The organism is Micromonospora sp. ATA51 (assembly GCF_016802855.1).
Classification (GTDB): Bacteria; Actinomycetota; Actinomycetes; order Mycobacteriales; family Micromonosporaceae; genus Micromonospora; species Micromonospora sicca.
In genome coordinates this window covers 30719-41562 of record NZ_JAEVHJ010000020.1, presented here as the reverse complement: position 1 = coordinate 41562, position 10844 = coordinate 30719, and the positions used below count along the sequence as shown (strand labels likewise).

Sequence of the window (10844 nt, the reverse complement as noted above, 5' to 3'; positions counted from 1 at the left end):
GCTCGCGGCCGAGGGCGTCGCGTCCCGGCGCGCCGAGGCTCCAGGCGACCCGGCGCTGGTGGTGGCGACCGCGCGGGCGCGGCGGCCGCGACGATCCGGGCGCTCGCCGCATCCCAGGCGTTCACCAGGACCAGCGGCTCGCCGGGGACGTGCAGGGAACGGAAGTGCAGGGCTCGGGTGTGTTGATCGTTCACCCGGCCAGTCTGGGTCCGCGCCACCGACGGACGTAATGTTTCAGTCCCAGCTGAAACGAGGAGGGCGGCATGGTCGCCATCGGCCTGTCGGCGAACGCCGTGGCGCGGGTCCGCTTCGCCCTCTCCTGCCTCTGGGAAGTCGTCGCCAGCGTGCGGGTCCTCCGCGACCCGGGCGACCACGCGGTCCACCTGCCCTGGATGAACCGGGTCCGGTCCCGGCTGGCCGAGGCCGGGCTGGCCGGCCCCGACGCCGGCCTGCTCTGGCACCTGGTGCCGCCCGCGCCGGGCTACCTGGCCGACTTCCTCACCCCACCGCCGGCCGGCCTCACCCCCGACCTGGGGCAGGAGCTGGCCGCGCTGCGCGCCACCCCGCCCGACACGGTCCGCGCCCAGCTCGACCTCTACCCCGGCGCCCGGCCGGCGGCGCTGGCCGCCCTGTACGCGGACCCGGCGGACGGGCTGCGCCGGCTGGCCGAGGAGACCGGGACGTACTGGCGGCTGGCCCTGGCCGCGGACTGGCCCCGGATCCGGGCGCTGCTCGACGCGGAGGTGTTCCGGCGGGCCCGCCGGCTGGCCGAGGAGGGCGCCGCCGGGCTGCTCAACGACCTGCACGAGCGGGTCCGTTGGGAGGGCGACGCCCTGCTGATCAGCCAGCGGCACTGCGCCGCGCCGGACGTGCCGGAGGGCAGCGGGCTGGTCCTGGTCCCGTCGGTCTTCGTCTGGCCGTCCGTGCTCAGCATCGCGGCGGGAGACGTACCGCAGCTGGCATACCCCGCGCGGGGCCTCGGCACGCTGTGGGAGTGCCCGCCGGCGGCGCCGGACGCCCTGGGCGCGGTGCTCGGCCGGGGTCGGGCCCGGCTGCTCGCCGAGCTGGACGCGCCGCGGTCGACCACCGAGCTGGCCCGGCGGACGGGCATGTCCCCCGCGGGCGTGTCCCAGCACCTCGCCACGCTGCGCGCCGCGGGCCTGGTGGTGACGCACCGGGCCGGTCGGTCGCTGCTGAGCAGCCGGACGCCCGTCGCGGAGGCGCTGCTGACCGCCCCCGGGTGAGCGGGCCGGCACCGGGAGAAACAGAAAGGCTCGTCACCGTTGTCCGGTGACGAGCCGTCTGCTCATCGAACTGGTGGGCGATACTGGGTTTGAACCAGTGACCTCTTCCGTGTCAAGGAAGCGCGCTCCCACTGCGCCAATCGCCCTCGTCAACTGCCGAGGTGGAGACGGGATTTGAACCCGTGTACACGGCTTTGCAGGCCGTTGCCTCGCCTCTCGGCCACTCCACCGAGGTTGCCCCCGTCATGCGTGGCGGCAGCTCCGAGCGGACGACGGGATTCGAACCCGCGACCCTCACCTTGGCAAGGTGATGCGCTACCAGCTGCGCTACGTCCGCGTGCCCCCGGTTGTTTCCGGGTGACGGATGAGAACTTTAGCCGAGGCCGGGAACGGTTGCCAAATCGGGGGGTCCCCCGGCGCGTCCCACCCGGGCTGGACCGAACTCGCCGGAGGAGTTCTGTCGGGTTTGCGACTCGCTGTCCGGTCCGACCGGCCGAGTCGGTAACTCCCTGTGCTCATATCGATGGGCTACGGTAGCGGCGTGACGAGACGCGCCGCCGAGATCCGCCTGGATGCCCTGCTGCGCACGGCCTGTGACGTGATCGTGGAACGTGGCCTCGCCAACACCCGCACGGCCGACGTGGCCGAGGCCGCCGGGGTCAGCCAGGCCCTGGTCTTCTACCACTTCGCCACCAAGGAACGGCTGCTCGCGCAGGCGTTCGCGTACGCCGTCGAGCAGGACCTGGCCCGGCTCGACGCGGTGGTCCGCTCCACCGCCCCGCCGCTGACCAAGCTGCGGCGGATGCTGCGCCTCTACACCCCGGCCGCCGGTCGACCTCCTGGTCCATCTGGATCGAAGGGTGGGCCGAGTCGCTGCGCACCCCCGAGCTGGAGAAGGCGTCCCGCCGCCTCGACCTGCGGTGGCGGCAGGACCTGGCCAAGGTGATCTCCGACGGGGTGGCCGACGGCACCTTCGAGTGTGCCGACCCGGCCGGCGCAGCGTGGCGGATCAACGCCGTGATGGACGGCCTCGCGGTGCAGCTCGCGGTGCACGAGCGGGTGCTCACCCGCCGCCAGCTCACCGAGTGGATCCGCCTGGTCGCCGCCCGCGAGCTCGGCCTGGAACCCGCCCAGCTGGACTGATCCCGGCCGCCCGGCGCCGGCCGCCCGCCCTGGTGGTGCGACGTCCGGCCGGCGCGGCCAGGGGGTCAGCCGGCGTACGGCTCGGGGGTGGGGGCCGCGGGGCGACGGCGCTGGCGCTCCCCGCAGCCCACAAGCCGGTCGGGGCGAGAGCCGGCCTTCGAGAGCCAGCGCTCCGTCGTATCCCGCATGGGGCCCAGCTTGTGAGCTGTGTTGATGGCGATGCCTCTGACGCACCCGCCGGCGGGCGACCGGGCTGGCCTCGTCTAGCCAGGACAGCTCGCCGCGGGCACAGACGGCGCAGGAGAGCGCCAGGGCGGCGTACTGGGCGGGCAGGTAGAGGTAGGTGAGCCAGCGGTATTGACGCTCTCTCCGCCCCGAGAGACGGGGATTCCTTCCGCGCTGCGCGTGGAACCGCGCGTAGCGCCTGGGTGGATTCCTGCTTCTCGGCGCTGTGCCAGCACGGGTGCCGGTCTTACCTGCGCTCCACAGGCGTTTAGGCTCTCGGCGCGTCCCGCCGCGAGCACATTTCTGGCCGCGTTGATGTCCCGGTCGTGGACAGTCCCGCAGGGGCAGGTCCACGACCGGATGTGCAACGGTTTGGGTCCGTCGACACGGCCGCACACCGAGCACCTCTGAGACGTGGGCGCGAACCGGCCGATGCGGGCGAAGGTCCGCCCGTATCGGACGGCTTTGTATTCCAACATGTGAACGAACTGCGCCCAGCCGGCGTCGTGCACGGATTTCGCCAACCGAGTCCGGGCGATACCAGTCACGCACAGGTCCTCGACGTACACCGCTTGGCTGTCGCGGATGATCCGTGTCGAGAGCTTGTGCTGCCAGTCCCGCCGGGTGTCCGCCACCCGGACGTGCGCCCGGGCGACTTTTACGACGGCCTTCTTGCGATTTGCGCTGCCCCGCTGCTTGCGGGACAGGTCCTGCTGCAAACGGCGCAATTTGCGGGCGGCGCGGCGCAGGAACTTCGGCGCCGTCACCTTCGTGCCGTTGGACAGGACCGCGAAATGGGTCAGACCCAGGTCGATACCCACCTCGACACCGGCCGGGGGAAGCGGGTCGTCGGTGGTGGTCACCACGAACGAGGCGAAGTACCGGCCCGCCGCGTCCCGGATGATCGTCACGCTGGACGGGTCAGTCGGCAACACCCGGGACCACCGCACCGCCACGTCACCGATCTTCGGCAGTCTCAGCCGCCCGTTGTCCAGCAGCCGGAAGCGGGAGTTCTTGGTGAAGCGGATGGCCTGCCGGTTGTCCTTGCGGGACCGGAACCGGGGCGGGGCGACCTTGGGGCCTTTGCGCTTGTCAGACAGTGAGGTGAAGAAGTTCCGGTACGCCGTGTTGAGGTCCGCGAGGGCCTGCTGGAGCACCACCGCGGACACCTCGCAAAGCCACGCTCGTTCCGGTGTGCGCTTGGCCCGGGTGATGACCCGCTTCGACAGTTCGCCGTCCGGCACGTACGGCTCGTCGTTCTCCCTGGCCGCCTGCCGTACGCGCAGCCCGTCGTTGAACACCACCCGCGCACATCCGAACGCCCGCGCCAACGCCGCCTGCTGGCCCGGCGTCGGATAGACCCGGTAGTTGTACCGAAGCTGCACATCAGACACTCTTCCATCGCCCTATGACACAAATTGACGATGTTCATTGCAGCCGGAGGTCTCCCTCCCGGCCCCGGCCACCCCCGATCGGCGACCCCTACCGCCACCGCCGCGCCGGCGGGCGCTCGAAGGCCAGGCCCGGGTCGCGTCCGCCGCCGCGTTACCGTCCGAGCGCACCAGATGCCGCAGCCGCAACAGCAGACCCGCGCCGAGGAAGAGGAGCAGGCCGCCGAGCAGGAAGGCGCCCTGCACCACCCCGAACCGACCGGACTGCGCCACCGGCCGGCCCGCCGCACCCGGCGGCGGCAGTTCGGCCACCGCCTCGTCGCTCGGCGTCGCGTACTCGCCGGTCTCGTCCGCCGCCGGCTCCGAGGCGGCCGGGTCACGCGGCGGGGCGGAGCTCTGCGTCTCGCTCGGCGTCGCCGCGACCTCCTCCCCGATCACCTGCCGCGTCGCCGTCTGCCGGGCGAGCAGGCGCAGGTTCTCGTCGTACGCCTCGGCGGCGAAGCTCACCCGCCCCCGGGTGACGTCCTCGGCGAAGGCCACCCGGTAGCGGGCGGTGACCGTCCGCCCGGGGCAGAGCGTCCCCGGGTCGAACTGCCGGTCGGTCAGCCGGGCCACGTCCCCCTCGGTGCGGATCTCCAGCGGGAACGAGCCGCTGTCCTCCACCCGGTCCACCGTCACCTGGTCCAGCCGCAGGCCCTGCACGCCGAGCACCATCGACCAGCGCACCTTGACGCAGTCACCACCGTCCGACCGGGAGACCACGGCGGAGACGGTCTCCGCCCCGTCGCCGGCGGTGAACTCGTCCGGCAGCCCGCTCAGCTCGGTGGCGAAGCCGGCCGCCGCCCGCGCCGGCGCGGTCGCGCCCAGACCCGCCCCCGACAGACAGGCCAGCACCACCCCGATCCGCAGCGCGTTCCGCCACACGCTCACCACCGCCTCGTCCTGCCGTCGGTCGCGTCCACCTGGCAACGCTATGAGCGGTCCGGACAAGCCGGTAGACGGGCGTGTTCGCACCGATCGCCAAGCGCGGGGGGCGACTTCACGGGCAGTGGTGAACCGGTCACCCGGCCGCCGCGACACGCCCGGGATCCTGTTCGGCCGCCGGTCCTGGGGCCCGCCCGGCGGCCGGACCGGTGCCGGGGGCAGAATCACCGGGTGTCCGACCTGTCCGCGGCCTTCGTCCGGCTGCACGCCCGGCTCGCCCCGGTCGCCTTCGTCCCCGAGGTGCGGCTGCACCAGGCCGACGAGCCGATCGGGCTGTGGGAGCTGACCGAGGGCGAGTTCCGCAGCGCCCAACCCCCGCCGTTCTGGGCCTTCGCCTGGGCCGGCGGGCAGGGCCTGGCCCGCTACGTCACCGACCATCCGGACCTGGTCGCCGGCCGCCGGGTGCTGGACCTCGCCGCCGGCTCCGGTCTCGTCGCCATCGCGGCCGCCCGCGCCGGCGCGGCGTCCGTCCGCGCCGTCGAGGTCGACGAGCGGGCCGTCGCGGCCGTCGCGCTCAACGCCGAGGCCAACGGGGTACGCGTCGACGCCGAGCTCGGCGACATCCTCGACGGCGATGCCGGGGCCGCCGAGGTGGTGCTGGCCGGTGACGTCTTCTACAGCGAGGCGATGGCCCGGCGGGTGCTGCGTTTCCTGCTCCGCGCCGCCCGGTCCGGCGCCCGCGTGCTGGTCGGCGACCCGGGGCGGGCCTTCCTGCCCCGGGAGCGTTTCCGCCGGCTGGCCGCGTACGACGTGCCGGTGCCGGAGGCGCTGGAGAGCGTACGGGTGAAGCGCACCACCGTGTGGGAGCTGGATCCCGCGCCCCCGGGGGCCGCCCGCTAGCGTGTCGGCGTGCTGTTCCGGGGCTGGGGTGAGTCCGTCGACCGGCGGTGGCCGGACCTGGCGACCGTCGTCGACCACGTCGGCGTCGGGCACCTGGTGGTCACCCGGCACGCGCTGGTCAAGCAGGTGCTCACCGACCCGGTCACCTTCCGGCCGGACAACGCCCTCGACGCGGTCACGCCGATGCCGGTGGCCGCCCTGCGGGTGCTCGCCGGGCACCGCTTCCGGCTGCCGCCGACCCTGGCCAACAACTCCGGCGCCAGCCACCCGGAGATCCGCGGCATCGTCGCCGACGCGCTGCACCCCACCCGCGTCGCGGCGCAGCAGCCCTGGCTGACCGCGCTGGTCCGGGACCGGGTGGCCCGGCTCACCGCCGACCTCGACGCGGGACGCGCCGTCGACCTGTACGCCGAACTCGCCGCCGACCTGCCATTGCTGGTGCTGGCCCGCCTCGTGGAACTGCCGGACGCCCCGGTCGGCGCGGTCAAGGACTTCGCCCGGGCCGCGCTCGAGCTGTTCTGGGCTCCGCTGGACGCCGAGCGTCAGCGCGCGCTCGCCACCGAGGTCGGCCGGTTCCACACCGTGCTGCGCGGGTTCGCCGCCACCGGCGGCGGGCTGGCCGCCCGGCTGCGGGCCGCCGGGCACTCCCCCGACGTGGTGGTGGGCGCGCTGTTCTTCCTGCTGGTCGCCGGCCAGGAGACCACCTCGCAGTTCCTCACCCTGCTGCTGCACCGGCTGACCGGCGAGCCCGAGGTGCGCGCGGGGCTGCGCGCCGGCGAGGTCGCCGCCGCCGACGTGGTCGAGGAGGGGCTGCGGCTGGAGCCGCCAATCGTCACCTGGCGGCGGGTGGCCGCGGTGGACACCACGCTGGGCGGTACGACGTGCCGGCCGGCACCAGCATCGTGGCGTGGCTGGCCCGGGCCGCCGGGACCCCGAGGTGGTGGCCGCCCCGGCCGACTTCCGGCCCGGACAGCCCGGTTCGCGCCGGCACCTGGCCTTCGGGGCGGGCGCGCACCGCTGCGTGGGGGCGCAACTGGCCCGGATGGAGGCGGCGGTGGTGGTCGCCGAGGCGGCCCCGCTGCTCGACGGGCTGACCGTGGTCCGCCCGCCCTGGTGCCCGGACAACCTGACCTTCCGGATGCCGGACGCGTTCGTCATCCGCCGCGCCTGACCGCTCCGACGCCGCTGCCGGCCCTCCGGTGCCGTCGTTGACCGCCCGCCGGTCCTGACGAAAGTCGGGGTCGGTCGACGGCGATCGGCAGCGGTGCGGCGGTGGGTCCGGTTCGTACCGTCGGCGCAACGTGGGTTGACGAAACGGTTCGGGGGGACGACGGCGGTCGACGGCCTGACCGTCGACATCGCGCCCGGGCGGGTGACCGGCTTCCTCGGCCCGAACGGCGCGGGCAAGTCCACCACCATGCGGATGGTCCTCGGGCTGGACCGGCCGACCGCCGGCGAGGCCCTGGTCGACGGTCGGCCGTACCGGGCCCTGCGACACCCGTTGCACGAGGTGGGGGCGCTGCTGGACGCGACCGGCGTCCACCCGGCCCGGTCCGGCCGGGCGCACCTGCGCGCCATGGCCCGCAGCAACGGCATCCCGCTGCGCCGGGTCGACGAGGTGCTCGGCCTGGCCGGCCTCGACGGACGCGCCGCGGACAAGCTGGGCCGCTCGCTCTCCCTCGGCATGGCGCAGCGGCTCGGCATCGCGGGCGCGCTGCTCGGCGACCCGCCCGTGCTGCTCTTCGACGAGCCGGTCAACGGGTTGGACCCCGACGGGGTGCGCTGGATCCGGGGGCTGACCCGGACGCTGGCCGGCGAGGGGCGGACCGTCCTGGTCTCCAGCCACCTGATGAGCGAGATGCAACAGACCGCCGACCAGCTCCTCGTGATCGGCCGGGGCCGGCTGATCGCCGACGCGCCGGTCGCCGAGCTGATCGCGCCAGCGCGAGCGCCGCGGTCCTGGTCCGCGGTCCGCAACCGGTGGCGCTGGCCGCGCTGGGCGAGCGGCTGGCGGCCGAGGGGGCCACGGTGACCCCGCACGGCGCCGACGGCCTGACCGTCGCGGGCGCCGCCGCCGAGCGGGTCGGCGACCTGGCGTACGAGCTGGGGGTGCGGCTGCACGAGCTGACGCCGGTGACCGGCTCGCTGGAGCAGGCGTTCATGGAACTCACCGCCGACAGCGTCGAGTACGCCGGCGGCGCCGTCGGAAGCGAGGCCCGATGACCACCCCCCGCACCGTCGCCCCCGCCCGACCGGCGTCCCGACCCGTCCCGGCGGGCGGCCCATTCACCGGCGCGGTGGCCGCCGAGTGGACCAAGCTCTGGTCCGTCCGGTCCACCTGGTGGACGCTGCTGGCCGGCGTGCTGGTGATGGCGGCCACCGCCGGGCAGCTCGCCATCTACGCGGCCAACGCCAACACCGACGACGACCCGGCCAACAACCCGGGCGTCGTCACCGTCGGCAGCATCGTGATCGGTTCCCTGGACCTCACCCAGTACGCCGTCCTGGCCCTCGGGCTGCTCACTGTCACCTCCGAGTACGCGACCGGCACCATCCGGACCACGCTGCGCTGCACCCCGTCGCGCGGCCGGATGCTGCTGGCCAAGGCGGTCGTGGTGGCGGTGGTGACGTTCCTGTTCGGACTGCTGCTCGGCGGCGTCGGCGCGCTGGTGGCGGGACCGGTGCTGGGCGGGTGGGGCCGCGTACCGGTGGCCGGGACGCTGGGCGACGCGCTGGCCGCCGCGGTCTACCTGGCGCTGGTCGCGGTGCTGGCGCTGGGTCTGACGGCGGCGCTGCGCGGTGCGGTGCTCACCCTGACCGTGCTGCTCGCCGCGCTGATGATCGTGCCGCTGTCGCTCCAGGAGCCGCGGATCACGGTGCTCACCCGGATCGCCGACGCCTTCCCCGGCGTCGCCGGCGCGCACTTCATGGCCGGGGACACCGACCCGTACCCGGCGGCGGCGGGAGTGTTGCTGCTCGCCGGCTGGACGGTCGCCGCGCTGGCCCTCGGCCGGGCCGCGCTCCGGCGGCGGGACGCCTGACCCGCCGCGGGACGGGGGTCGGGGCGGGGCTGGTCAGCCGGTCGGCGGGACCAGCCCCGCCTCGTACGCCAGGATCGCCGCCTGCACCCGGTTACGGACGTCGAGCCGGGTGAAGATGCTGGTCAGGTAGCTCTTCACGGTGCCCTCGACCAGATGCAGCCGGCGGGCGATCTCGGCGTTCGACAGCCCCGCACCGACCAGCGCCAGTACCTCCCGTTCGCGCTCGGTCAGGCCGGCGAGCCGGTCCCGGGCGTACGGGCCGCGGGCCAGCCGGCCGCCGGTCAGCTCGATCACCCGCCGGGCCACCCGGGGCGACAGGTACGCCCCGCCGTCGGCCACCGCCCGGACCCCGGCCAGCAGCTCGCGCGGATCGCCGGCCTTGAGCAGGAACCCGCTCGCCCCGTGTCCCAGCGCCCGGGCCACGTGGTCGTCCTCGCCGAACGTGGTCAGCATGACGCTGGCCGTCTCCGGCACCAGCCGCCGGATCTCCGCGGCCGCGCCGATCCCGTCCAGCCGCGGCATCCGGATGTCCAGCAGGGCGACCCGGGGGCGGTGGGCGCGGACGAGTTCGACGGCGTCCCGGCCGTCGGCGGCCTCGCCGACCACCTCGATCCCCGGGTCCGCCGCCAGGATGGCCCGCACCCCGGCCCGGACCATGGCCTCGTCGTCGGCGAGCACGACCCGCACCGGGCGCTCACGGTCCTCGCTCACCGGGTGATCCGCTCCTTGCTGGCCAGCCGGCCGTCGGCGAAGCAGAGCCGCCAGGTCGGCTCCGCGAAGGGGAAGTTGCCGTCGGTGTAGTACTCGCACCCGTCCGCCGCGTCGCCGTCCGGCGGCTCGGCCTGCCGCCGGGGCAGCCCCAGTCCGTCGCGCGGGTCGCCGACGCGCAGCCGCTCGTACCCGGGGCGGTCCAGCACGGCGCCGGCCGTGGCGAGCGGGTAGTAGACCAGCGACAGCACCAGGCCCAGCGTGACCGGGGCGCCGAACGCGATCAGCAGGCTGCGCCGCACCTCGCGTCGGGCGTCGCGCAGCCGTCGCGCGGACTCGCCGGACCGATCGGTCGGCGCGGTCCCGGGCCGGCCGGGGACCGGCCGTCCGGCCAGGGTGTCGGGCACCGGCCACCCGACCGCGGCATCGGGTGCCGGCCACCCGACCGCGACATCGGGCAGGACCGCCGGCGGTCGTCGCCGGCCGGCCGTCGACCGTCAGCGGCAGCCGGGCCGAGACGGCGAACCCGCCGTCGCGCGGGCCGGCGTCGAGGACCCCGCCGGTGAGGCGTACCCGCTCGCGCAGGGCGAGCAGACCCGAGCCGTGGGCGGGCGGGCCGGGCAGCGGCGGGCCCGCCGGCGGGGCGTTGACCACCCGCACGTCCACAGTGTCAGCGGCTGGGGCGAGGGTGACGGTGACCGCAGCGCCGGGGGCGTACCGGGCGGCGTTGGTCAACGCCTCACGGACCACCCGGTGCGCGGCGTGCGCGACCATCGGCGGCAGGTCCAGGTCGGCCGGCGCCCGCAGCTCCACCGTCATCCCGGCGTCGCGGTTGCCCTCCACCAGCTCCGCCAGGGTCTCGTCGGTCGGCCGGACGTCCGACGGCCGTTCCTCGCGCAGCACCCCGATGATCTCGTGCAGCCGCTCGGTCGCGGCGGCCACGCTGGCGCGCAGCTCACCGGCGGCGGCGCGGTGGGCGGGGGCGAGGTCGGCGGCGACCTCCAGCGCGGCGGCGCGAAGCGCGATCAGGCTCAGGTCGTGGCCCAGCGAATCGTGCATCTCGTGGGCGATCCGGGCCCGTTCCCGCAGCCGGATCCGGTCCACCGCGCCACGCCGCTCCCGGTCCACCGCCTCGGCGTGCCGCCGCTCGGTCGCCGCCAGCGCCCGCTGCTGCCGCCGGTGCCGGCCGAGCAGCCAGGGGAACACCCCGCCGAAGAGCAGCACGGACGCCAGCAGGTACCAGGTCGCCGGCCCGGTGCCGAGCAGGC

7 protein-coding genes, 3 tRNA genes and 4 pseudogenes are annotated in these 10844 nt (G+C 75.0%); 6 read left to right on the top strand and 8 right to left on the bottom strand.

Annotated features, from left to right (window positions below; translation table 11 throughout):
• Nucleotides 1-194 (bottom strand): isocitrate lyase/phosphoenolpyruvate mutase family protein (locus JNW87_RS06040; RefSeq protein ID WP_375373466.1); only part of this gene is annotated, 194 nt, incomplete at its 3' end.
• A gap of 69 nt (nucleotides 195-263) precedes the next feature.
• Between JNW87_RS06040 and JNW87_RS06035 the strand changes: the two genes are divergently transcribed.
• Entirely contained in the window at nucleotides 264-1244 is a 981-nt protein-coding gene (locus JNW87_RS06035; protein ID WP_109804581.1) for a helix-turn-helix domain-containing protein, read from the top strand.
• 71 nt (nucleotides 1245-1315) lie between these two features.
• On the opposite strand, the gene JNW87_RS06030 is transcribed toward JNW87_RS06035, so the two are convergent.
• The 3 genes from JNW87_RS06030 to JNW87_RS06020 all read right to left on the bottom strand — a co-directional run bounded on the left by JNW87_RS06030 (nucleotide 1316) and on the right by JNW87_RS06020 (nucleotide 1581).
• Nucleotides 1316-1390, bottom strand: a tRNA-Val gene (locus tag JNW87_RS06030).
• A gap of 13 nt (nucleotides 1391-1403) precedes the next feature.
• Nucleotides 1404-1474, bottom strand: a tRNA-Cys gene (locus JNW87_RS06025).
• Nucleotides 1475-1508: 34 nt separating this feature from the next.
• Nucleotides 1509-1581, bottom strand: a tRNA-Gly gene (locus JNW87_RS06020).
• A 204-nt stretch (nucleotides 1582-1785) separates the two neighbouring features.
• Here JNW87_RS06020 and JNW87_RS06015 point away from each other — a divergent pair.
• A pseudogene (locus JNW87_RS06015) lies at nucleotides 1786-2387 on the top strand (TetR/AcrR family transcriptional regulator).
• A 263-nt stretch (nucleotides 2388-2650) separates the two neighbouring features.
• On the opposite strand, the gene JNW87_RS06010 reads toward JNW87_RS06015, so the two are convergent.
• Both JNW87_RS06010 and JNW87_RS06005 read right to left on the bottom strand, forming a co-directional pair.
• Nucleotides 2651-3997, bottom strand: coding sequence for an RNA-guided endonuclease TnpB family protein (locus JNW87_RS06010; RefSeq protein WP_201749910.1), 1347 nt, complete (start codon nucleotides 3995-3997; stop codon nucleotides 2651-2653).
• 21 nt (nucleotides 3998-4018) lie between these two features.
• Nucleotides 4019-4933: a hypothetical protein gene (locus tag JNW87_RS06005; protein WP_238453258.1), complete on the bottom strand. Its 915-nt coding sequence runs from the start codon at nucleotides 4931-4933 to the stop codon at nucleotides 4019-4021.
• Between the two features lie 225 nt (nucleotides 4934-5158).
• On the opposite strand from JNW87_RS06005, the gene JNW87_RS06000 reads away from it, so the two are divergent.
• The 4 genes and pseudogenes from JNW87_RS06000 (at nucleotide 5159) to JNW87_RS05985 (ending at nucleotide 8868) form a co-directional block, all read left to right on the top strand.
• The gene (locus tag JNW87_RS06000) at nucleotides 5159-5827 is read left to right on the top strand and encodes a methyltransferase (RefSeq protein ID WP_109804579.1); all 669 of its coding nucleotides are present in this window, start codon (nucleotides 5159-5161) and stop codon (nucleotides 5825-5827) included.
• Nucleotide 5828: 1 nt separating this feature from the next.
• Nucleotides 5829-6998: pseudogene (locus JNW87_RS05995) on the top strand (cytochrome P450).
• Nucleotides 6999-7133: 135 nt separating this feature from the next.
• A pseudogene (locus tag JNW87_RS05990) lies at nucleotides 7134-8050 on the top strand (ABC transporter ATP-binding protein).
• On the top strand, nucleotides 8047-8868 hold the full coding sequence (locus JNW87_RS05985) for an ABC transporter permease subunit (RefSeq protein WP_109804577.1): 822 nt from the start codon (nucleotides 8047-8049) through the stop codon (nucleotides 8866-8868). Before JNW87_RS05990 ends, JNW87_RS05985 begins: the two are co-directional and overlap by 4 nt.
• Before the next feature lie 33 nt (nucleotides 8869-8901).
• Here the strand turns inward: JNW87_RS05985 and JNW87_RS05980 are convergent, their stop codons facing one another.
• Entirely contained in the window at nucleotides 8902-9579 is a 678-nt protein-coding gene (locus tag JNW87_RS05980; RefSeq protein ID WP_109804576.1) for a response regulator transcription factor, read from the bottom strand.
• 945 nt (nucleotides 9580-10524) lie between these two features.
• A pseudogene (locus JNW87_RS05975) lies at nucleotides 10525-10635 on the bottom strand (histidine kinase); the annotation flags it as partial.
• Nucleotides 10636-10844: the final 209 nt, after the last annotated feature.